Source organism: Hahella ganghwensis DSM 17046 (assembly GCF_000376785.1).
GTDB lineage: Bacteria > Pseudomonadota > Gammaproteobacteria > Pseudomonadales > Oleiphilaceae > Hahella > Hahella ganghwensis.
On record NZ_AQXX01000133.1, the window covers coordinates 1 to 22,576 of the forward strand.

Genomic DNA, 22,576 nt, shown 5'->3' on the forward strand with positions numbered 1-22,576 from the left:
CTTGCTTATCCGATTGTTACGAGTGATCGAATGCCGATTTTATCAGTGGCCTTGCGAAGGTAAGAAAGCAGGGTTGCGAAACGAACAAGCCAAGGCTTAGCAGTTTCGCCTGATGATCATAGCGAGCTGGAACCACCTGATCCCTTTCCGAACTCAGAAGTGAAACAGTTCAGCGCCGATGGTAGTGTGGTTCGTCCATGCAAGAGTAGGTCGTCGTCAGGCTTCTAATACATAAAGAAGGCTCATCCTAGCGGATGGGCCTTTTTTATTGGGGATATGAAAACCAAGACCTACGGGAGTGCCTGGGCGGGAAAAGGGCTTATCAACAGTTTGATAAGATCCCGGTCAGGCGGGTGAAGCTCTGCGTAGCCCCGGGTCGTCGTCAGGCTTCTAATACATAGAGAAGGCTCATCCTAGCGGATGGGCCTTTTTTATTGGTGGGATGAAACCCCCAACCTCTCCCCCTGGCCCTGTCCGGATACACTTTATTGTCTGGAAGGATATTAAACTGCCTGTCCGTGGCCTAAGAGGATATGTGTAGCCGCCTGAAAGCGCCTTTAAGACGGATCAAGGCCGAGCAGAACATGATCGATGAATCGAGCGCAGAGGTCATTGGCTTCCGGGGTTTCCTGGGCGACAGAGAGAACACTGTCCAGATGGCCATCATCGTTGGTGTAGTGTTCTTTATAGAAGGTGAGACGTTCAATTAGAATTCGTTTGTCTACTTCGGGATGAAACTGAAAAGCCCAGAATGGACTATTAATCACTTTAAAAGAATGATTGCATACAGCGGTGTGAGCCAGCGAAATTGTATTGGGTGGTACAGTCACGGATTTCTGTTTGTGAACTGAGACCGCCATGAAGCCGTCAGGAACCCCTTGGAAAACCAAGTCTCTACCTGCGTCTTCTGTTAGCGAGATTGGAATAGTTCCCATCTCGTAGATGTCCCCATCGTGGATAATTTCTCCTCCAAGGGCCAGTACGGCAAGCTGATAGCCAAAGCAGGACGCAAACACTGGTTGTTTCACGTCGACACATCTCATTAGCAGTTCCTGTGCTCGAGGAACAAAGCGGTACTTTTCAGGGTGAAGAACATTGGCGTCGCTGGCTCCCCCCACAAGTAGCGCATCATAACCAGCATTGCTGTTTAATGAGAAGTCAGGAGTGTCGAAAACGTTGAGAACATCAATCTGGTTGATGTTTAGTCGGCAATACCTGGCAAAGCTTTCCAGTTCCTCTCGGCGAACTTTCGGAGATTCTCGGATCTGTAGCAGAAGAAGTTTTAACTTATCTCTGCCTTTAGTCATGGCTGGCCCTTTTTAATTATCGCGATAGATAGGGGGGAATGATTCTATTAGCTTGTAACGACTTGCTGCGCTTGGCAAGTGTTCAGGCAATAGTTATAGTTGTTTGCATGCCAAAATTAGGTCATGCAGTGACGTTATCTCCGGAGCTTGCTTGATGCGTTCATACACATCAGAGATATGAAAGTGAAATGCTGCTACCTTGAAACGATCCCACGCTGGTAAAATGCTGCTAGAAAGAGAAGCAGTATATTCCTTCCACGAGTACTACAGTCAACGAGTCAGTCAGGATAACAATGATGTCTACCAATCATCTGGTAATTTTCGACACTACTTTACGTGATGGAGAACAAAGCCCAGGGGCTTCTATGACTAAAGCTGAAAAGCTGAGGATTGCCAAGGCCCTGGAGCGAATGAAGGTGGATGTTATCGAAGCTGGTTTTGCAATAGCGAGTCCGGGTGATTTTGACTCTGTAAAGGCAATAGCAGGATCTGTCAAAGACTCAACTGTCTGCAGTCTGGCAAGAGCCTTGGATAAGGATATTGATCGCGCGGCCGAAGCCCTGAAGCCGGCAAAGTCAGCGCGTATACATACGTTTATTGCCACATCTCCCATTCACATGAAGTACAAGCTCCAGATGGAGCCGGATCAGGTGGTCGAACAGGCTGTCAGAGCGGTCAAGAGAGCGCGGGGCTATACTGACAATGTGGAGTTTTCCTGTGAAGATGCCGGTCGCTCAGAAATTGATTTTCTGTGCAGGATTATCGAGGCCGCTATTGATGCCGGGGCCGGCACGATCAATATTCCCGATACTGTAGGCTATGCCATTCCTGAACAGTTCGGCGACACCATTCGAACGTTGATTGAAAGAATTCCGAATGCCGACAAAGCGATTTTCTCAGTACATTGCCATAATGATCTGGGTCTTGCGGTCGCCAACTCCCTGGCGGCGGTTTCACATGGTGCCAGGCAGGTGGAGTGTACTATCAATGGACTAGGGGAGCGGGCGGGTAATGCTTCTCTGGAAGAGATTGTGATGGCTGTCCGGACCAGAAAGGACTTGTTCTGTATCGATACTCAGATAGAGACCCAACATATTGTCCCGACTTCCAGGCTTGTCTCCACGATAACCGGATTTCCTGTGCAGCCTAATAAAGCTATTGTAGGTGCTAATGCCTTCGCCCATGAGTCAGGCATCCACCAGGATGGTGTTTTGAAACATCGCGAAACCTACGAAATCATGCGGGCAGAAGATGTAGGTTGGCACACTAACAGCCTGGTCTTAGGTAAACATTCGGGGCGCAACGCCTTCCGAACTCGATTGCAGGAACTGGGGCATGTCTTTGAAACTGAGTCGGAGCTGAATGAGGCATTTACGCGATTCAAAGAATTGGCAGACAAAAAGCATGAAATATTTGATGAAGATCTTCAGGCACTGGTAAGCGCCGGGGCCGGTTCGGACATTGAAGGTAAGTTCAAGCTGGTTTGTATGTCTGTTGCAAGTGAAACTGGGGTGACTCCAGTGGCCAAGCTAACGCTGGAAGTTGAGGGGGTTGAACACACTGTCAGTAGTGAAGGTAGTGGTCCGGTAGATGCTGCTTTTCGTGCGATCGAATCTATGGCGGAGTCCGGCGCCAGCTTGCAGCTATATTCAGTCAATGCAATCACCAGCGGTACAGATTCTCAAGGTGAAGTAACGGTACGTCTCGAACGAGGCGGCCGTATAGTGAATGGTGTCGGTGCAGACACAGACATTGTGATCGCATCGGCAAAGGCATATGTAAATGCTTTGAATCTAATTTCCCGGGAGCATACCAGACATCATCCCCAGGGGGATGTGTGAGTGCCAGGTGCGGGAGCGTTATAACGTGTTAGAGCAAGATAGGCAGCGATACCTGGCACAATTTGGTGTGACCCAGTGGTATGCTCGGGAGCTTATGCCCGGTGCAGCCTGTTCCCCCCGTTTCGAATTCGCTGAACCAGAAGAGGTCGTCAGCGAAAATCTGGCAGTCTCTTCACCTTCCTCCGCAAGCACGGGACTAAAGCAACAGCAGAAGCATAAACCGTCTTTTGAATCGTTTTCTGCCCAGAGGCCAAATATTGCGGATATTGCACCTGAACCGGTGGAAAAAACTGTAGAAAAAACAGCCCCGCTATCATCGGAGGACGTTCAGGCGGATGATTCAGAGAGAGATGAGAAAGCTGTTTGTTATGTGGGATATATGTCCAGCGGCATATCCTTTGTGGCAGAGATTGATGGGCCTGATCTACCTGAGCCGGTTATGCCCGAAGTGACGCTACTGAAGAATATTGTCACGGCATGTGTAAAAGGCAATCCCCCAAATCTGCAAACCTTTCAATGGCCGCCTCTTCCACATCCCGGGTTGCCTGGCCATACCTCTGAGAATAAGTCGTTAGCACTGTGTCGGTGGCTTGCAGCGGAAAATCACAATTCAAACTTCCCTATCGTGTTTTTTGGTCAGGTTCCAGAGAAGTTTCGTCAGCAGGGGAATGTCGTTGAGCAACCGGGATTGCGTCAGGTGCTTGATCAACCGATTCTGAAAAGGGATATATGGAACTCTTTACGTTCACTTCTAAGCCAAAAAACCAATGGTGACAATGACTGACCCTACCCAAATGATATTCCGCTATATGGATGAAGCGGATCTTACCAAGGTTCTTAACAATGAACGCAGTGCCTATTCTCACCCTTGGTCAGAAGCCGTTCTAAGGGAATGCCTGGGTGGTATTTCGGAATGCTGGGTTGCCTTGCTGGATGATGAGATCATTGGCCATGGTATTATTTCGCATGTCCTTGATGAAGGACATCTATTGAATCTGTGTATAGGAAAGAACTGGCAGGGGAATGGGTTATCCCATGTCATTCTAGAATTTCTGATCAGCCGATTAAGACAACTTGAGGTATGTAAGCTATTTCTTGAAGTCAGGATCAGTAACGAGGTTGCCGTGGCTTTGTATAAGAAGCATGGTTTTACTCAGATTGGTCTGCGCAAAGCTTACTACCCTGCCGGTCATGAGCGTGAGGACGCTATCGTCATGGCCAGAGAAATCGATTCGAATATCGCTCGCGCCTGAAGGTCATTTCAAATGGAATGTCTGGTGGAGTTGGAAGGGATCAACGCATGGGTATTGGCTGGTTGGGGAGCGCTGATACTGCTTCTGGCGGCAATACTCAGGGTTGGCGTTATCGCTTATCTGGTTCGTCACAGCGACCTTCAGCATCGATTCCTGGCTTCTATACTGCTGCTGTCATTACTGTGGCTGATTCGCTATGAAATTGATTTTGGTCCTGCCTTTCATTTTCTGGGAATGACTTTTGTCACTCTGATGTTAAGAGGGAATCTGGCTTTTCTGGCAGGCACTGCAGCCATGCTGGTCTTGGCGATATTGGGAAGGACTTCATGGATGATGTTGCCTTGGAATGTTGTATTAGCAGTATTACTGCCCGTGCTGATCACGATGCTCTGTATCAACATCGAGCGTTGTGCAAATTTTCGCAGCTTCTTTGCTTATATCTTTATCAATGCTTTTTTTGGTGCTGCACTCACTATCGCAGTTTCAATCACATTGGGCGTAACTTCATGTTGGTTGATTGGTGAGGAGAATTGGTCATCGGACCACGGACTGCTTCTGACTTATCTGCCTTTAATCATGCTGCCGGAAGGTGTGATTAACGGGATGTTGGTGACCGGCGTTATGGTTTATTTTCCTCAATGGCTCGGAACCTTTGACCAGAGCAGGTATAAGTAAAAAAGGAAGGGGGAGAGCCCTTCCAATCACTGCTGCAGAGCAGTTTGATAAGAGTGGATGACCGAGAGCTATTTCAACATCCACTCATGGGCAGGATCGTTATGAAATTTCCAGGCTCTTTTCGGGCCTGCCATCACGTTAAGGTAGTACAGGTCATAGCCGTGAGGAGCTCCTACAGGGTGATAGCCTTTCGGGACCAAGACCACGTTCTGATTCTCCACACTCATAGTTTCATCCAGGGATCGGTCATCTGTGTAGACCCGTTGAAAGGCAAAGCCCTGGCACGGGTTGAGGCGGTGATAGTAGATTTCTTCCAGAAACGACTCGTGCGGGAGATTATCCTCCGAGTGTTTGTGAGGGGGATAACTCGACCAGTTGCCCCCGGGTGTATATACCTCCACCACCAATAAACTGTCTGCGTCTTCGCAGTCAGGCAAGATGTCCTGAATAAAACGCGTATTGGTTCCTTGTCCCCGGGTCGAACATTTGCGCTCATCCGGTTCAATCAGCCGTGCTTTGTGGTTGCCGAATCCCGGCGCTTTGCAGACGGCAAGCTCCAAAGGTGTCGTCGCCTCGACGCGAAACTGGCTGTTATCAGGAATATAAGCAGCATAAGGTGGTGTCTTTTCGAACGGGTCCATTCGGTGTCCAATGTTCTTCCATAACTGATCACCAGTGCTGATGTTCGCTTTACCACCCACAAGTACGAGGCAAACTTCCTGGTCACCGGTCTCTTGTTCCAGTACCTGGCCAGGTTGAAGTTGGTAGACCTCAAATCCAACATATTGCCAGCCGGCTGTGGCGGGAGTAATTTCAATAATTCGCCCTTGTTCGTCTGGTTGTGTCGGGCGGACAAGCAGGTTTGACATGGGGCTCCCTCGCAATTGCTGTTTTTCCCAGCTGTACTTAGAGTCATCGGTGCCAGGAAATGTCATTGGAATCTATTTCCCTAATTTAAAGTATAAGGAATAAATATTCCACTTTGAATTTGAGAAAGTTTAAATTTTCCAACAATTGATGGCGTGAGCAAGATTCTGGGTGTGGTTAAACAATCGAATTATCTACGTTTTCGGATATAAACGGCTAAGAGGGGAGATAGGCTTGTGGAAGGAGTTGCTGTCTTTTGCCCTGCACTGAGGCCTAGCCAACGTTTTTCAGAGGCACCCTAACTTGACGGATAGTGCCGGGATTTGGCGCCTGATTCCCGGCTTTTTTGTATCTGGTAGTTCAGTTTAAATTCTTTCTTGCGATCAGGGACTCTCATCCGGATGGTCATTCAGGGGAGTAAAGGTGTGAAACAAAGTCCAGTAACAATAGGCTGTCATACCTGTGGCAATCATGCCCCAGAAAGGTGCTTGGGTCAGCCATTCCAACATCGCCCAGAAAGCACAGAAGACGGTTATTGCAACCCGACGCCATAAGGGTTGGAAAAAGGCCAGATCATTTTCTTTCATACTGTTGCTCTATCACTCAATTTTTCCGCTATAGGATGCAGGAATTTAGAAACTCCTGATTGATTCAGCATCTCTTCATCTATATATGCAGTTCTCTAATCGTAGAAATTATCAGGAATCATCCGGGTAAGGGTATTCGATATTTCGGTTTTATTCTGTGGTAAATGATGAACAAAAGGTCTGGGCGCGATAGCGAATATCACCTGAAAGTGCAGATGACCCCCGTGAGGTTTGGGAATTTCGATGGCCAATTCCTCTCGGGGGGAGTGTGCTGATTGGAGCAAGCTGAACTCGCCTATTTCATGGTAGGCATGGAGAACTCAGCGCCGGCTCGTTGTCCGGTTGGCCAGCGGGCGGTGATGGTTTTCATCTTGGTGTAGAAGCGCACACCATCCGGACCATGCATATGCAGAGGACCAAACAGTGAGCGTTTCCAGCCTCCGAAGCTGTGGAATGCCATTGGAACCGGAATAGGGACGTTGACTCCTACCATACCCACCTGGATATCTTCACAAAACTGGCGGGCACTGTCTCCGTCACGGGTGAATATGGCAGTACCATTGCCGTATTCGTGGTTGTTGATCAGATTGACTGCTTCTTCGTAAGTGTTGACCCGGACAATAGATAGCACCGGACCGAAGATTTCTTCGTCGTAGATACGCATCCCCTGTTTGACGTTATCAAACAACGTTGGGCCGACAAAGTATCCACCTTCATGTCCCGGGTACTGAAATTGTCTGCCATCGACAATCAAAGATGCGCCTTCCTCTACACCGGAGTCGATGTAGCTGCGTACTTTTGCTGCATGCTCCTTGCTGATTAGCGGGCCCATATGCGCTTCTTCCGACAGTCCGATACCCGGGCCGACCCGCATGGCATCAATTTCCTTGATAAGCTGGCTGATCAGATGGTTGGCAACCTCGTCGCCGACGCAGACTGCCACAGAGATCGCCATGCAGCGCTCGCCAGCTGAACCGTAGGCTGCTCCCATTAGTGAGTTAACAACCTGTGTTGGATCTGCATCAGGCATGATGACCATGTGGTTTTTCGCGCCACCCAATGCCTGGACCCGTTTACCATGGGCACTGGCGGTTTTATAGATGTATTCGGCGACAGGGGTGGATCCAACGAAACTGACGGCACTGATGCGATCGTCTGTCAGTAGAACGTCAACCGCTTCCTTATCGCCGTTAATGATATTAAATACTCCTGGTGGAAGACCGGCGTCTGCCAGTAGCTCTGCCAGACGATAGGTGGCACTAGGGTCTTTTTCGGAAGGTTTCATCACGAAGGTATTGCCGCAGGCAATCGCGATGGGAAACATCCACATGGGAACCATGGCCGGAAAATTGAAAGGGCTGATCCCGGCACAAACGCCAACTGGCTGCATTTTGCTGTAACTGTCTACCCCCCGTCCCACATTCAGGCTATGTTCGCCTTTCAAGAGATGGGGAATACCACAGGCAAATTCCACCACTTCCAGACCCCGGGTCAATTCACCTTTGGCATCGGAAAAGACTTTGCCGTGTTCTTTGGTAATCAATTCCGCCAGTTCATCAGCGTGATCTTCCACCAGCGATTTGAATTTGAATAAGATGCGGGCACGGTTCAGTGGTGTAACTTTGCTCCAGCTTTTCAATGCTTCTTCGGCAATGGTGATTGCCTGGCGGGTCTCCTCGGCACTGGATAAAACAACCTGAAGGTTTTGTTGACCGGTTGCCGGATTAAAAATTGGAGAGTAACGATTGCTTTCACTGGCTTTCGGTTCGTTATGAATAAAATTACCGAGAGTTTTCATGTTAGATTTCCTGTATTTTTTACCGGCGGCTAGTGAGAGAGGGTAAAGCCGGCGTCTTCGCATAGGCGTACGAGATTATCGTGTCCCATGGTGGCGTATGTTAATGGATGGGCTATGGCCGGGTCCTGCTCTGCTTCCACAACCAGCCAGCCCTCATAGCCTGATGCTTTCAGTCCTTTGAATATTGGCAGGTAGTCCACGCATCCATCTCCAGGCACAGTAAAGACACCGTTCAGGACGGAATCGAGAAAACTGAGATTCCGGTTACGGGCGTCCGCCAAGACTGAACGGCGGATGTCTTTGCAATGTACATGATTGATCCTGTCAGCGTGTCTTTGCTGAATGGCCAGAGGGTCTCCTCCTGCATAGGCCAGATGACCTGTATCCAGTAGCAGTCCCACAGAGTCTCCTGTGAGGGCCATCAGGCGATCAATATCCTCTTCCGTTTCCACAATGGTACCCATATGGTGGTGATAGACAATTTGAACGCCTTGCCCCAGAGTGTAATCGGCCACTTGAGTCAGGCGTTTGGTAAACTCTTCCCATTGGCTGTCGTTCATTCGGGGAGAATGTGATATCGGGGTGTTACGTTGTCCGTGGACGCAACCGGTGACTTCGCAGAATACCATCACCTTTGCGCCAAGCTCCCTCAGAAGAACTAAGTGATCCTGAATGGCTTTGATTTCCTCATCAACGCTCCTGGTCAGCAGTTCAGCGCTGTACCAACCTGATACGAGGCTCAGTTGGTGATGCTGGAGGATCGGGCCGAGTACTTCCGGTTTGCGTGGAAATTTATGACCTAACTCAAATCCGCTGAAACCCGCTTGTCGTCCCTCACTCAGGCATTGTTCCAGTGGCGTTTCACCGCCGAGTTCAGGCAGGTCGTCATTAGTCCAGGTCAGGGGATTGATGCCCAGTTTTACACTCATTACTTTTCTCCAGTAAGCGATCAGCGCTTCCAAATCATCGATGTCGAGTTCATCTGAAGTTCAAAGGTCAGTAAGTCGTTACATATTTTTAAACTGTCTTGCCTTAAATGTGTCATAACGCCTTCTTGCCTCTGCGACCTCGTCTCGGGGCGAGACTTCGGGAATGGCAACGTCCCACCAGGAACCACCTTCTTCAGTGGTGCTCAGGGCATCTGTGTTCAGGGCAATAACGTAAGTTTTATCTGAGGCTTTTGCCCGTGCTAACGCCTGTTCCAGTTCCCGGACACAGGTCACTTGCTCGGATCGGGCGCCCAGTGCAGCAGCGTGAGCGGCAAAGTCTGTGCGGGGGGCTCCGTCTTCTGCGCTTAAACAATCTTCGAGAAGGTTATTGAAGCCTGGCCCTCCGCAAAATTGTTGTAATCGGTGAATGCACCCGAAACCCCGGTTGTCCAACACCACGATGATGAGTTTGTGCCCCAGCATGATTGAAGTGGCTATTTCGGAATTCAGCATAAGGTAGGAACCGTCTCCCACCATCACAAAGACTTCGGAATCCGGCATCGCCATCTTGGTACCCAGGCCGCCAGCCAATTCATAGCCCATACAGGAATAGCCGTACTCCATGTGGTAGCCCTTGTCGAAGCGGGTACGCCATAGTTTTTGTAGCTCTCCCGGCAATCCACCAGCTGCGCAGACCACTATATCCCGCTCTCCGGCAGCGCGGTTGACTGCCCCGACGACTTCGGCATCTGTTGGCAGGTTGCTTCCGCGATCGGTGGTGGCGATATCGACGGTCTTGATCCATTGCTCACGCAGTTGTGCTGCTTTTTCGATCCACTGACCGTCTGGTTGCCAGCCATCCAAAGAGGATGTCAGCAGGGGGAGTGACAATTTAGCATCACCCACAAGGGCCTGACCCTTATGCTTGATCGCATCGAAGGAGGTGACATTAAGGCAAAGTAGTCTGGCATCCGGGTTGATCATCGCTCGTGAACCGGAAGTGAAATCTCCCAGGCGGGTACCGATGGCTATAATCAGGTCGGCTTCTGTCGCGAGGGTGTTAGTCGATGTTGCCCCAGTGACGCCAATACTTCCCATATTCTGAGGATGATCCCAGGGCAGAGCTCCCTTGCCGGCCTGGGTCTCTCCAGCCGGAAGATTAAAACGGCGCACAAAATCATCCAATTCCGATAAAGCACCGGAATAGTGTAGGCCGCCACCTGCAACGACCAATGGCTTTCTGGCTTGCCGGATTAGATCGATGGCGTCAGCCAGTTCATTCGAGTCAGGGGCCTGGCGGCGTAGCCGATGAATTTTTTCGTTAAATAAATGCTCAGGATAGTCGTAGGCCATGGTCTGGACGTCCTGGGGCATAGCCAGAGTCACTGGGCCACATTCTACGGGGTCGGTCAGAACGCGCATGGCCTGAGGTAAGGATGTCAGCAATTGCTCCGGGCGCGTGATCCGGTCAAAAAAGCGGCTGACCGGTTTGAAGCAGTCGTTAGATGTTAGTGTATAATCCTGAAAACTTTCCACTTGCTGAAGGACAGGGTCCGGCATGCGAGTGGCGAAAGTGTCGCCAGGCAGAAATAATACCGGGAGCCGGTTAACGTGAGCGACAGCTGCCGCCGTGATCATGTTGGTGGAGCCTGGGCCTGCCGAAGCTGTGCATGCCATCATCTGCTTTCGGTTCAGCGTTTTGCTGTAGGCAATTGCCGCATGGGCCATGCCTTGTTCATTATGAGCCCGGTAAGTCGGGAGTGTGTCTCGGACCTGATAGAGCGCTTCACCAAGTCCAGCGACATTGCCGTGCCCGAAAATAGCCCAGACACCCGCAAACATCGGTTTGATATCGCCGTCGATTTCTACTTTCTGGGCGGTCAGGAAGCGAATGACCGCCTGAGCCATGGTGAGTCTGATGGTTCTTATTGTTTGCATCGTTTTTGAATCCTCTTATTGTCACCTGCCGGAGGGATGCCACTCTTTTGTCTAGTTGTCACTGTTGCGGGCTTTCCAGTAAGAAACCAGTTCCAGATAGTTGGAGACGATGGCATCGATAAACTCTTTGTCTCCAATCTCCCTTCGTAACCATTGGCGGCTGGGTTCGCTGAATATGGTTCTCCCGACAGCGAAACCTTTGCAGACACTGAATCCTGCGCTGTCTGAGAATCCTTTTTGCAATTCTTCTGCAGGCGCATCAAGGCCCAGCATGACGACTCCCCGGCAATGGGGGGAACGATCATTAATGAGATCAGTGATCCGCTGCCATCCTGTTTTTGATTGTGGCGGGAGTTTCCACCAGTCAGGGAATACCCCCAAATTCAGGAAGCGTTTCATGGCATTGATGTAAACATCGTCACTTAAAGGCATATCCCTGGGAGGAATCAGTTCCAGCAGAAATTCATGCCCGGTCTGACAGCAAGCCTGAAAGAGCTTGATGACCCGACGCTCCTGGGTCAGTCGGAGACTTATTTCATCATCCGGATGGTAAAATATCAGGCATTTAACAATGTGTTCCTTGGGCCAGTTCTGGAGTTTGGCGGCAATGGACTGCCCACCTTCAAACTCGATAGCCCTTGAGCTGGGCTGCTCTACCGGACGTCCGATCCACCAGCCTTGTCCCGTGACGTCATTTAATGCGTCCTGTCCGTAAGTGTCATCGATCAAAACACCTACCTGACTGCTGCCGATCATGCTGGCACCCTGTTTCGTAGCTTTAACCAGGAGTTGTTTCAGGTATTTGATTCTCTCCGGATCAGCGCCGACTTCTCGGGCCATATCGAATAACTGTTTTCGGTGGTCGAATGCCAGAATGCAGAGATCCTGCCAGCTCTGATTCGAGCGTTGGGTCGTTACACGATGCAGATAGTTAAGTCGCGCATCTTTGTCCGGGAACCTGATACTTTCCGCCCGGGACAGGTAATCATCCAGTTCTTCAGCACTTGGAATTGCCGGAGCACAACCATGGCGGGAAACCACCAGGGCGCCACAGGCGTTGGCATAGGCACAGCTTTTTGCATGAGATTCCTCGCGCAGCCAGCCACGAAGGAAGCCGCTCATGAAGGCATCGCCAGCACCGAGAACATTGAGCACATCCACGCGAACACCGCTATGCACTTCGAATTCGTTTTCCGTGTCCGGAATTTTACCGTCGAGCACTGTGCAACCCTGTGCGCCAAGCTTCAGAACAATGGTGGCCGATGTCAGACTGCGGATTGTCTTCAGAGCGGCAATCGTATCTGTACTTCCGCCAGCAATATGAATTTCCTCTTCAGTTCCCACAATCAAATCCAGCTCAGGAATGATTGTTTGAAGATGTCTGGTGACACCTTCGTTGGAAATAAATCGGGTTTCGCCATCGCCCAAGCCGGTCAGTCCCCAAAGGACGGGCCGATAATCGATGTCGAGTATGACTTTCGTTCCAGCGGACTTGGCATATTCAATGGCAGTTTTGCTGGTGGTATAAGTCTGTTCAGTCGAAAAGTGAGTCCCGGTGATTAGCAGGGCTTTGCTGGAACCTATAAACCCCGGACTGAAATCGCTGGGGTCGATCGCCATGTCGGCGCAGTCATGACGGTAAAAGATCAGGGGAAATGTCTCTCTGTCTTTGATGCCCAGAATCACCAGACCTGTCAATCGGTGGGGGTCTGTTACCACATGACTGGTGTCTACACCGGCTCTGGCCAGCTCCTCACGAACAAACCGTCCCATATGCTCATCGCCCACCCGGGTCAACATGGCGGATTTCAGTCCCATGCGGGCTGCGCCATAAGCAATGTTGCCGGAAGAGCCACCAAGGTACTTGGCAAAGCTGCTCATATCCTCGAGGCGGCTGCCGATCTGTTCTCCGTATAAATCGACGGCGGCACGTCCAAGGCAGATCAGATCCAGTGGTTTGTTGTTGGTCATACAATTTCATCCTGTGTACTGCTTTGGAAGGAGAGAACCTCAAAGCTAGAGATGATCTGGTCGGCTGTCGGCGAAAGAGCCGGTGCTGACATTTCATTTTTAAAAATAATAGAATAAAAATTCCAAAAAAACAATGGTTGGAAACTAGGTTTCATATATAACCTATACCGATAAAGCGCCTGTTTTATATGGAAGTTTCAGCGCTTTGGATACTTTGGGAAAAATGTCTCTTGGAATAAATATTTCGAAATAAATGAGAAACAGTTATACCGGTTGGCAGTGGCCAATGAGTCATTGCCAACCGACAGTTGTTTTTGATCACGCGGTGATTGGTACCCAGCAATGCTTTGCATGGGATTGCTCGACTGCGTCCATAATGACATTGACCCGGTAAGCCGCTCGAAAGTCAGGCCATATGGGACTGTCGGTAGCAATACCTTCAATCTGAGCGGTTTTGTAGTCATCTTCAAGCAGCCATCTGAAGACATCCAGCTCATGGATCAGGGTATCGTGAATGGCCATTGGGGTAATATAGGTTTCAGGTACGGTAGGGTTTCGGTGGGCGGCATGAATCATAAGAGGTGTGCCGATTTCGCCGGCGTCGATGGCTTTTTTCAGCAATCGATAGCCACTGTCGAAAGGACGCATAAAGCCTACTTGTACCAGGCGTTTTCCGGCAGCGATTTCAGCATCCACGATGTTCTGACATCCCTGGGCTGTCGTGGCTAATGGTTTCTCGCAAAAAACATACTTGCCAGCTTGAATCGCAGCAACTACGAACTCTTCATGGGTGGGGCCCCAGGAAGTGACCAGAACAGCGTCCACATCGTCTGCCTTGATCAGATCATGTCCGCTGTCATATACCCTGGCATTCAGCTTCAGATTATCCACGACAGCCCGAGCCTGATCGGTATTGACGTCATTTACGGCAACAACTTCGCCCCCGGTAAGAGTATTGGTGATGCGCCTTGCATGATCTTCTCCGATAGCTCCGGTCCCTATAACGCCTATTCTTACAGTCATCAATCTTCCTCTTCTATGTTCTTAAAGTTGGGTTTGACCATCACGGTCGCCACGATGTCGATATGCCTGTGATTGGGCTGAATCACCATTGGATTAGCCCGCTATTTTTTGCTGAATATAACGGATGCTTTGTTCCACTGCTGCCATAGGGTCGTCGAGATCCCGGATTTCTTTGGCAAAAGATTCAAATGAAATAAATTGGTCATAGCCGGATGACAGTAGTTGCCTGATCTGGCCCACAGTGTTCAGGCGGTCTTTGGGGCCTACCAACAGTCGGTGGGCATCCTGCATGTCAGAGAATCCAATGGCTTCATCTTCTACGCCTGATATATGAACCAGGCCGGTGTGTGTGGCAAATACTTCATTTTCACCTGCGCCTTGATGATGAAAAGTGTCGTGAACCAGAAGAAACCTGTTTTCCAGGCTGCGCTCTTTGATCGTATCAACCACCTGACGTTTGGTCCGCAGTGAGGAGGCTGGGAAACCCAGAGGTTCCACGAATCCCTTGAGTTGGTGTGCGGCTAAAATGGCATTCAGGGCTTTCAGTGCCTTTGTCAAACCAATGGACTTTTCCTCGTCGCTGGCACTGAAATGTGCGTCCACCAGTGGGCAGAGGACAAGTCCCCGTGCACCGCAGGCGGCTGCCAGCATGGCAAGCTTTTCTGCCTGCTCCGCTCTTTCCTCATTCCATAGATTGAATGGATAGAGCGCATTGATACTTAGGATTTCGATTCCCTTCTGTTTGGCTAACTCAGCAATTGATCTGGCTCTGGATCGTTCCGTCAGACTGTTTTCACCGAGGTCATTGCGCAGCTCAACTGCTTTGATGCCAAGTCTGGCTGCCGATCCGATTAGCTCTTCTGCACTCATCTGGGGACAGGTCATATGGTTAAGGGCAAAATTTACCGAGAGCTGAGACATTGAGGAGCCTATGGATAATTTATTTTTGTTGCCCGTTATCACGAGATCGTTTCAATTTTGGAATAGATTAGAATTCAAATTCCAAAAACACAATGCTGGGAATATTTATTTTTTGATTCGATTTGATGAACGCTATAGGTCAAATATATCAAGCTGGCAATAGCGTTTTATAAACAGAGGGAAGGGACGGCCAATTAGGCTTCCGGTTGAGGGCCTCTAAAGACCTGTCAGACGCCTGATAGTCAAAACTTATGTAAAAGCGGAATAAATATTCCATCAAGTGATAAGGAAGGGGTTGACACGGTTGATGATGAAACGCAATATGGAACGTATATTCCATTTCGATAAAAGTTGGAAAAATGGAAGTGGTTTTAGATTCAGCCTGATCAAAAAGGACGTTGTCGTTGAGACAACCGGGCCAGGCACTGATTGAGTCTGAAATGGTATAGGAGAGGTTCCCTGCATGGTTATCACCCTTGACTGTGTGACCCGTTTATCGAGGCTGGAAGCTGTATAAAACCGGCCCTCACTAATAAGAAAAGTGATACCTCAGGTAGTCACTGATATTCGAGGAGACAAAAATAAAATGAAGAAACTGACTCTAACTCTCGCCTCAACTGCGTTTGCCGCGTCTTTAATTTCCGGAGCTGTATTAGCCAAGGAATTAAAGGTGGGTGTATCCATGGCTCTATTTGATGACAACTTTCTGACTGCCTTGCGAAATGGTATTCAGAGTGCGGCCTCCCAGGAAGGTGTGGACGTACAGATTGAAGACGCCAAGAACGAAGTGGGCACTCAGCTCAACCAGATCCAGAATTTCATTGCCTCCGGTGTCGATGCCATTATCGTAAATCCAGTAGACACCGATGCCACTGTTTCTATGAGTGATGATGCTGATGCAGCGGGAATTCCTCTCATCTATGTCAATCGCCAACCGATTAATGTCGACATGCTGCCGGATAATCAAGCATTTGTTGCGTCCAACGAAATTGACTCAGGCACCTTCCAGACTCAGGAAGTTTGTCGACTCCTTAAGGGCAAGGGGAAGGTCGTTGTCCTGATGGGAGAGTTATCCAATCAGGCCGCGATCCAGCGCACCAAAGATATCCATGATGTGATTGCAACTCCTGACTGCTCGGGTATGGAAGTCGTCGCTGAGCAAACGGCAGAGTGGTCCCGGACGAAAGGGAATGATCTTATGACGAACTGGTTAGCGGCTGGTATCGAATTTGATGCCGTGATATCCAATAACGATGAGATGGCAATTGGAGCAATTCAGGCATTGAAAGCCGCCGGCCGGTCTATGGACTCTGTTGTTGTTGCCGGCATTGATGCCACACCGGATGCCCTGCAGGCGATGAAAAATGGCGACCTTGACGTCACTGTATACCAGAGTGCAGTCGGCCAGGGTGAAGGATCTATCAAAGCCGCGGTACAGTTAGCCAAAGGGGATGATGTGGATCAGAAAGTCTGGGTTCCATTTGAGCTGGTGACGCCGGATAACCTGGGTAATTACATGAAGTAGACAGGTCTCCATTGGGTCTGAGCAGACCGCAGGATTGATAACAACCTCGGGTATGAATCTGTCGGGACAAGTAGATCGATCAGTTGTTCTATCGTGATACTGCTGCCCGACAGAAACTTGAATAAGAGCCCGAACAACTGTCCGAATCACAAGAATTACAACAAACTGACGGAGGGATTGCGTTATGAGTAGCGCATCACAGATGGAGGCGTTGGAGTTGAGCGACGCAGTTCCTAAGCCGCAGGACGAAGAATATGTCCTTGAAGTGGTCAATGCCCGTAAGGAGTTTCCTGGAGTCGTGGCCCTGGACGATGTTTCTCTGAGAGTACGTCCCGGTACTGTGCATGCCCTTATGGGCGAAAATGGCGCGGGAAAATCCACATTGATGAAAATCATTGCCGGCATCTATCAGCCCGATGAAGGTGAAATTCGCCTCCGTGGTCAAACACTTGAATTACCTACTCCACTAACTGCCCAGGAAGCCGGCATAGCCATGATCCATCAGGAGTTGCTGTTGATGGATTATATGACGGTCGCAGAAAATATCTGGATACGCCGTGAGCCTAAAACCCGATTTGGTTTTGTTGATCACGATGAAATGAGACGCAAGACTAACGAACTTTTCAACCGGCTCAATATTAATCTGGATCCGGATATGGAAGTCCGTGATCTGTCGGTGGCAAACCGCCAGATGGTAGAAATCGCCAAAGCTGTTTCCTTTAACTCTGATGTCCTGATCATGGACGAGCCTACCTCTGCGATCACGGAAAAAGAAGTCGCCCACCTTTTCGACATTATCCGTGACCTGAAAAAGCAGGGCATCGGCATTGTCTATATCACTCATAAGATGAGTGAACTGTTTGAAATTGCGGATGAATTTTCCGTATTTCGTGATGGCCGATATATCGGAACCCATGCCTCAACTGACGTTACCCGTGATGACATTATCCGCATGATGGTCGGCCGTGAAATTACCCAGATGTTTCCCAAAGAAGACGTTGCCTTAGGCGACGTTGTGCTATCGGTAAAACATCTGACATTAAATGGGGTATTTAAAGACATTTCTTTTGATGTCAGAGCTGGTGAGATTCTTGGGATTGCGGGGTTGGTGGGGTCAGGCCGTTCCAATGTGGCGGAAGCGCTCTTCGGTGTAACGCCAGCAGATAGTGGCACCATCAAGATCAATAACCGGGAAGTTAATATTGAATCTCCCAATGATGCGATCAAGCTGGGTATGGCGTTTCTGACAGAAGACCGCAAGGATACCGGATGTTTTCTCCCGCTGGATATCCAGGAAAACATTCAGGTCGCCGTGCTGCATGAGCAGTTTGTACGAGGAGGTTTTGTTTCCGAGCTTGAGCTGGAGACGGCAAGCCAGGAGATGAGCAGGAAGCTGAGAATCAAGACGCCGGATTTACAGGAATGTATTGAGAACCTGTCCGGAGGAAACCAGCAGAAAGTTTTAATTGCACGATGGCTGTTGACGAATCCAAAGATACTGATTCTGGATGAACCGACCCGGGGAATTGATGTCGGGGCCAAGTCGGAGATACACAGTCTGATTACCCAATTGGCACACAAAGGGGTCGCAGTTGTGATGATCTCCTCGGAAATGCCGGAAGTGCTGGGAATGAGTGACAGGGTGCTGGTCATGCATGAAGGGCGTGCCACTGGGATTCTTGATAGGGAAGAGGCTGACCAGGTCAGGATCATGGATCTGGCCGCCCAATAGAGCAACTGCCCCTTAGAAAAATACAGATTCGGGAAAGTATTGCGAGGTTATTATGAGTACTAGTACAGCGACAGCACCAGGAGGGGTTCCGATCATGGCGAGCAAGAAGCGCTTACCTCAGGAAGTGAGTATCTTCCTGGTATTGATCGGGATTGCAGCTTTTTTTGAAATTCTGGGCTGGTTTATCGTCGGACAAAGTTTTCTGACGAATGTCAGTCGGCTCCAGATCATTATTTTGCAGGTTTCCGTGATTGGCATCATTGCGGTGGGGGTTACCCAAGTGATCATTACCGGCGGCATTGATCTTTCCTCAGGGTCCGTTGTCGCGATGTGTGCCATGGTGGCAGCAACCTTTGCGCAGTCTTCCAACTGGCCGAAGATCGTGCATCCGTCTCTGGTGGATATGCCGTTTATTGTTCCTCTCATGATCGGATTGTTGGTGGGGGCTTTGGCTGGCTTCATCAATGGCTGGTTGATTACCAAAACAAAGATCCCTCCTTTTATCGCGACATTGGGCATGATGGTCACTGCGCGTGGTATCGCCCGTTGGTACACCGATGGAAGTCCGGTATCCGGTTTTACCGAAAGTTTCGCCATGCTGGGTAACGGATTGGATCGCTGGATGCCCGTTGTCGTATTTCTCCTTGTTGCAGCAATATTTCACGTCGTAATGCGGTATACCCGTTTCGGAAAGTTTACCTACGCCATTGGAGCCAATCCGCAAGCGGCACGGGTATCCGGTATTAATATTGATACTCATCTGATCAAGGTGTACATGATCGCCGGTCTGCTCACGGGACTGGCTGCGATGGTCGCTATCGCACGTATAAAAACGGCTCAGGCAGGTATGGGGCTGATGTATGAATTGGATGCCATTGCTGCTGCCGTCATTGGTGGTGTGTCACTTTCTGGTGGCCGGGGTCGTATAACTGGTACTGTGATCGGCGCTTTGATTCTTGGCGTAATGTTATCCGGATTTACGTTCCTTCGGGTGGATGCTTATTACCAGGATATTATCAAAGGTTGCATCATCGTAGCGGCAGTCGTTGTCGATCAATATCGTCAGGGGAAACGTAGCAAAAAGACCTGAAACATAACTCGAAATATGCGCCCAGTCAGGTTTTTGGGTTTATTAAAAAACCGCCCTCGATTCCGGAGGCGGTTTTTTTGATGATCAACCTTAGGTGAAAATGCTATTGGTTTTGCAGTCTGTAAGCCAATCCTATTGACAACGTCTGAGCCAGGCATAGAGAAGATGTCAGAGACCGGAAGTTTCTCACCTGAGCTTCCTGTACGACAAGGCAAACGGTAGCCTGGCGTGCCAGTGGGCTCAGTGGACTGTCTGTAATAACAATCAATGGCACGTCTTTGTTAAGGGCGATTTCCGCGACATCCAATGTTTCCTGGCCATAAGGTGAGAAGCTGATTGCAATGACGGCATCACCATGATCAATGGCTTCTGCCTGTTCTTTGAACATACCACCAATACCATCCACCAGATAAGCGCGCTGATCAACATGCCGAAGGGAGTAGGCAAAATAGGATGCAACGACGAAAGCTCGACGAACGCCGACAATGTGAGTGGATCTGGCGTTCTCAAGGATCGAAATGGCTTTCTCCAGGGATTCGTTTTCAACAGCTTGTTTCAAGTGATCCAATGCAATCGTATTGGATGTGGCGAATTCCTGCAGCAGTTGTACTGGGGAAGGGGATTCCGGGTTTCCCTGTTCCTGTTGTGCCAGGCGAATCCGATCGCTATAACTCGGAGCGGCCTCTATCAGTTTGCTGCGAAACAGGCGCTGCATCTCGCTGAATCCCTGAAAGCCCAGAGCGTTCGCAAACCGGATCAACGTCGAGGGGGTAACTTCTGCTTTTTCCGCGATGGATGCCACGGTATCCAATGCCACACCTCGAGGGTTTTCCATCAGATAACGGGCTACCTGCTGGAGACGCTTACTCAGGTCGTTATAACGTTCAGCAATGGTGTTTTCCAATTCTTCAAGATTGCTCGGTAGTTCGGTGTGAGACATAAAATTTCCGTTATTGTTTGAATGACCTCTGTCCTGATGTTTGTGATAGTTCATCAGCAGCGTTATGCACATGCTGACCATTATCCAACATTTATTATTGCTCTGGAATAAATATTCCACCATGTTCCAATGCTGTGATTATGTTCCGTTGTCTGTAGAATGGGACCTATAAGGCCATATATCGAGATACATCGGCGTGAAATAGGATACAAGCGCTTGAGGGTGTGGAGGCTTACATTTTGATGCCTTGGACGGCGATATCGTTTGTGGTGATTGAGGTTATAGTTGGTATATGCCAAAGAAAAGGTTATCTTATGTACAGCTGCCCCGTTCAGGGGGAGGTTTTCACCGGATCCGTGTGAGACAGAAACCATTAGATTTTATAAAAAAGTTCTGAAACTCATAGGGCCTTTTTCCGTCTAAGCATTCTTAGTGGTTCCCAGAAGTAAATAACAAATTAACCGAACAAAGCAGTAAGAGAATTTAGTCAACCATGAGCGTTACGCGATACTTGCCAGGAGAGCATCCCAGCGGATTCAGCGGCTGGAAAGTCTCAGTTTCCATTAATGGTAAACAGCATCAGCGATTCTTCAGTGATCAGTCTCCATCTACAGTGAAAGAACACGTTTGGTGTGAATACCAGGAGCTTAGAGCCCGCATTATTGATCTGCAACTAATGAAGCGTCATGCCGTGCAGCAATATTTAAATTTCATTCGGTATGATGATCCACGCACCAAGCCTGCCAGGCGTGTAGGAATGAAAGGTCTGACGGCTGACATTCTGAACCGCGGGGGGCGATGGTCCTGTGGATTCCGGGTTGGTTATGGTGCAGAAGTCCCGGTAAAGTTTTTTGAAGTATCCACCGAGCTCACTTTTACCGAGGCCTGGGAGCAGGCGGTGGAGCATTGGGGACAAATTTTTGGTATTCGCCAGCGGGATTGTGAGGAAAAGAGTGAGAATCCACCGCCCGTGGATATCTTCAAGCAGCTTAGGCGACTCATGAATGATGAAGGACATGATGTCCCTGTCTCCGTGCTTGGGCCAGTCTATGCTGAGCAGCGTTTGCAGATTGCAGGGAAAAAAGGAAATAACGCTCCTGCCAAAAAAGTAGATGTTAAAGAGTCCGACATTCTGCAATGGTTCCAGAGAGAAACCGGTTCAAGGGTCGCTTGATACTGTTCTGATGACTCTGCCGGTGTCGCCCTTATCCGGGGCAATCTCACAGATTAATGTGGTGACGTCAGCTCCGGACTAGTGGGCCTGTCACCATAGTTTCCACCCAACGATCTGATAAACAAAAATATCCATTAACCCGATTGCCTTTCCGATAAATGTCGCCAGGTAAATCTTCGTTGAGTATTAAAGTAAAACGACTTTCGGTGGGATTCAGTTCGGTTAGTCTGGCTGCACTGAATCCGAAGTAACTTCTGACTCTCGGGTATAGTGCCTTGAAAAGACTTTCTTTGGCCGAAAACGCTATGGTAACGGCCTTTTCAAAGGGGATGCTTTCATGGCGAAGCAGGCGTTCCTCGTCAAGGTTGATGATGCTGGCCTTTAGTGCCATGACCTGATCTTCTGAAAACCAATATTCCATGTCTATTCCAAGAAACTCCATTGCTGGCTGTTTTGATGCGCTGCATATCGCAACCTCTTGGGTGTGAGTAATTGAGCCAATGACCGGGCTGGGCCATATAGGGTTACGATGTTGTCCTATCCCCAGTGGGCTGTGCGGAACGCCTAAGGCATTGAGCGCTTTGGAGGCGGCATACCTACCCGCAAGGAACTCGGATTTCCTCTGGATGACCGATCTATTTAGTTCTTTGGGCTGCAATATATTGAAGTGTTCGAACAGCTCGTCAGAGAATTGTGTGCGATCATAGTGAATATGGACCGTTTGTATCTGGTTATCATGAGTGAAAGAGTGATTCTCTTTTAGCAGGAATGGATGGTTCTGCTTGCACATGGTTTTTTAATATTATCCATCATAATGAAGCGATTAGTGTTGCCTTTCTCGCATGAAATGGTATCAGCCTATAGGAAAGTCTAAATAATAGGTAAGCCTAAATATACGATCTCGTATTTAAAAGATTAAAGACCTTGGACCGGTTTCATGAATGAAGGTGGTTAAGTTCTTGTGTAGAAGCTCATGTCTGTTTACATAGCTGCCATTGCTTGGCG

At 49.2% G+C, this 22,576-nt stretch carries 19 protein-coding genes and 1 rRNA gene; 9 read left to right on the forward strand and 11 right to left on the reverse strand.

The annotated features are described in order from the left end of the window. The first annotated feature begins 108 nt into the window (after positions 1 to 108). Positions 109 to 222 (forward strand): 5S ribosomal RNA (rrf, locus tag F566_RS0122370). Positions 223 to 557: 335 nt separating this feature from the next. On the opposite strand, the gene F566_RS0122375 is transcribed toward rrf, so the two are convergent. Then, positions 558 to 1,307 (reverse strand): type 1 glutamine amidotransferase, encoded by a 750-nt coding sequence (locus F566_RS0122375; RefSeq protein WP_020409267.1) that lies wholly within the window; start codon positions 1,305 to 1,307, stop codon positions 558 to 560. A gap of 296 nt (positions 1,308 to 1,603) precedes the next feature. Between F566_RS0122375 and F566_RS0122380 the strand changes: the two genes are divergently transcribed. The 4 genes from F566_RS0122380 to F566_RS0122395 are packed head-to-tail and all read left to right on the forward strand — an operon-like array spanning position 1,604 to position 5,076. Next, on the forward strand, positions 1,604 to 3,148 hold the full coding sequence (locus F566_RS0122380) for a 2-isopropylmalate synthase (RefSeq protein WP_020409268.1): 1,545 nt from the start codon (positions 1,604 to 1,606) through the stop codon (positions 3,146 to 3,148). Positions 3,149 to 3,173: 25 nt separating this feature from the next. Beyond that, on the forward strand, positions 3,174 to 3,932 hold the full coding sequence (locus F566_RS0122385) for a hypothetical protein (protein ID WP_157497013.1): 759 nt from the start codon (positions 3,174 to 3,176) through the stop codon (positions 3,930 to 3,932). After that, positions 3,925 to 4,401 carry a ribosomal protein S18-alanine N-acetyltransferase gene (gene rimI, locus F566_RS0122390; protein WP_026180235.1) on the forward strand — a complete coding sequence of 159 codons (477 nt, stop codon included), beginning with the start codon at positions 3,925 to 3,927 and terminating at the stop codon, positions 4,399 to 4,401. Before F566_RS0122385 ends, rimI begins: the two co-directional genes overlap by 8 nt. Positions 4,402 to 4,413: 12 nt before the next feature. Then, positions 4,414 to 5,076: an energy-coupling factor ABC transporter permease gene (locus tag F566_RS0122395; RefSeq protein WP_020409271.1), complete on the forward strand. Its 663-nt coding sequence runs from the start codon at positions 4,414 to 4,416 to the stop codon at positions 5,074 to 5,076. A gap of 68 nt (positions 5,077 to 5,144) precedes the next feature. On the opposite strand, the gene iolB is transcribed toward F566_RS0122395, so the two are convergent. The 8 genes from iolB to F566_RS0122440 all read right to left on the reverse strand — a co-directional run bounded on the left by iolB (position 5,145) and on the right by F566_RS0122440 (position 15,110). Continuing rightward, on the reverse strand, positions 5,145 to 5,945 hold the full coding sequence (iolB, locus tag F566_RS0122400) for a 5-deoxy-glucuronate isomerase (protein WP_026180237.1): 801 nt from the start codon (positions 5,943 to 5,945) through the stop codon (positions 5,145 to 5,147). 381 nt (positions 5,946 to 6,326) lie between these two features. Continuing rightward, positions 6,327 to 6,530 (reverse strand): hypothetical protein, encoded by a 204-nt coding sequence (locus F566_RS0122405; protein ID WP_020409273.1) that lies wholly within the window; start codon positions 6,528 to 6,530, stop codon positions 6,327 to 6,329. A gap of 295 nt (positions 6,531 to 6,825) precedes the next feature. Continuing rightward, entirely contained in the window at positions 6,826 to 8,328 is a 1,503-nt protein-coding gene (locus F566_RS0122410) for a CoA-acylating methylmalonate-semialdehyde dehydrogenase (protein WP_020409274.1), read from the reverse strand. Between the two features lie 29 nt (positions 8,329 to 8,357). Continuing rightward, positions 8,358 to 9,257 carry a myo-inosose-2 dehydratase gene (iolE, locus tag F566_RS0122415; RefSeq protein ID WP_020409275.1) on the reverse strand — a complete coding sequence of 300 codons (900 nt, stop codon included), beginning with the start codon at positions 9,255 to 9,257 and terminating at the stop codon, positions 8,358 to 8,360. Between the two features lie 78 nt (positions 9,258 to 9,335). Next, complete coding sequence (iolD, locus tag F566_RS0122420) at positions 9,336 to 11,195, reverse strand: 3D-(3,5/4)-trihydroxycyclohexane-1,2-dione acylhydrolase (decyclizing) (RefSeq protein WP_020409276.1); 1,860 nt, start codon at positions 11,193 to 11,195, stop codon at positions 9,336 to 9,338. Between the two features lie 51 nt (positions 11,196 to 11,246). Further along, positions 11,247 to 13,166, reverse strand: coding sequence for a bifunctional 5-dehydro-2-deoxygluconokinase/5-dehydro-2-deoxyphosphogluconate aldolase (locus F566_RS0122425; protein WP_020409277.1), 1,920 nt, complete (start codon positions 13,164 to 13,166; stop codon positions 11,247 to 11,249). Between the two features lie 318 nt (positions 13,167 to 13,484). Continuing rightward, a complete protein-coding gene (locus tag F566_RS33780) occupies positions 13,485 to 14,189 on the reverse strand; it encodes a Gfo/Idh/MocA family protein (protein ID WP_020409278.1) in 705 nt (234 codons plus the stop codon). A gap of 93 nt (positions 14,190 to 14,282) precedes the next feature. Then, on the reverse strand, positions 14,283 to 15,110 hold the full coding sequence (locus F566_RS0122440) for a TIM barrel protein (RefSeq protein WP_020409280.1): 828 nt from the start codon (positions 15,108 to 15,110) through the stop codon (positions 14,283 to 14,285). Positions 15,111 to 15,696: 586 nt separating this feature from the next. On the opposite strand from F566_RS0122440, the gene F566_RS0122450 reads away from it, so the two are divergent. The 3 genes from F566_RS0122450 (at position 15,697) to F566_RS0122460 (ending at position 19,457) form a co-directional block, all read left to right on the forward strand. Next, positions 15,697 to 16,635: a sugar ABC transporter substrate-binding protein gene (locus F566_RS0122450; RefSeq protein ID WP_020409282.1), complete on the forward strand. Its 939-nt coding sequence runs from the start codon at positions 15,697 to 15,699 to the stop codon at positions 16,633 to 16,635. A 184-nt stretch (positions 16,636 to 16,819) separates the two neighbouring features. Further along, positions 16,820 to 18,367 carry a sugar ABC transporter ATP-binding protein gene (locus F566_RS0122455; RefSeq protein ID WP_020409283.1) on the forward strand — a complete coding sequence of 516 codons (1,548 nt, stop codon included), beginning with the start codon at positions 16,820 to 16,822 and terminating at the stop codon, positions 18,365 to 18,367. A gap of 94 nt (positions 18,368 to 18,461) precedes the next feature. After that, entirely contained in the window at positions 18,462 to 19,457 is a 996-nt protein-coding gene (locus F566_RS0122460) for an ABC transporter permease (protein ID WP_020409284.1), read from the forward strand. Positions 19,458 to 19,560: 103 nt separating this feature from the next. Here the strand turns inward: F566_RS0122460 and F566_RS0122465 are convergent, their stop codons facing one another. Then, positions 19,561 to 20,397 carry a MurR/RpiR family transcriptional regulator gene (locus tag F566_RS0122465; protein ID WP_026180241.1) on the reverse strand — a complete coding sequence of 279 codons (837 nt, stop codon included), beginning with the start codon at positions 20,395 to 20,397 and terminating at the stop codon, positions 19,561 to 19,563. Positions 20,398 to 20,890: 493 nt separating this feature from the next. Here F566_RS0122465 and F566_RS0122470 point away from each other — a divergent pair, with 493 nt between their 5' ends. Next, entirely contained in the window at positions 20,891 to 21,571 is a 681-nt protein-coding gene (locus tag F566_RS0122470) for a hypothetical protein (RefSeq protein WP_020409286.1), read from the forward strand. 67 nt (positions 21,572 to 21,638) lie between these two features. Here F566_RS0122470 and F566_RS33785 read toward each other — a convergent pair whose 3' ends face one another. Further along, a complete protein-coding gene (locus F566_RS33785; RefSeq protein ID WP_020409287.1) occupies positions 21,639 to 22,361 on the reverse strand; it encodes a 4'-phosphopantetheinyl transferase family protein in 723 nt (240 codons plus the stop codon). Positions 22,362 to 22,576: the final 215 nt, after the last annotated feature.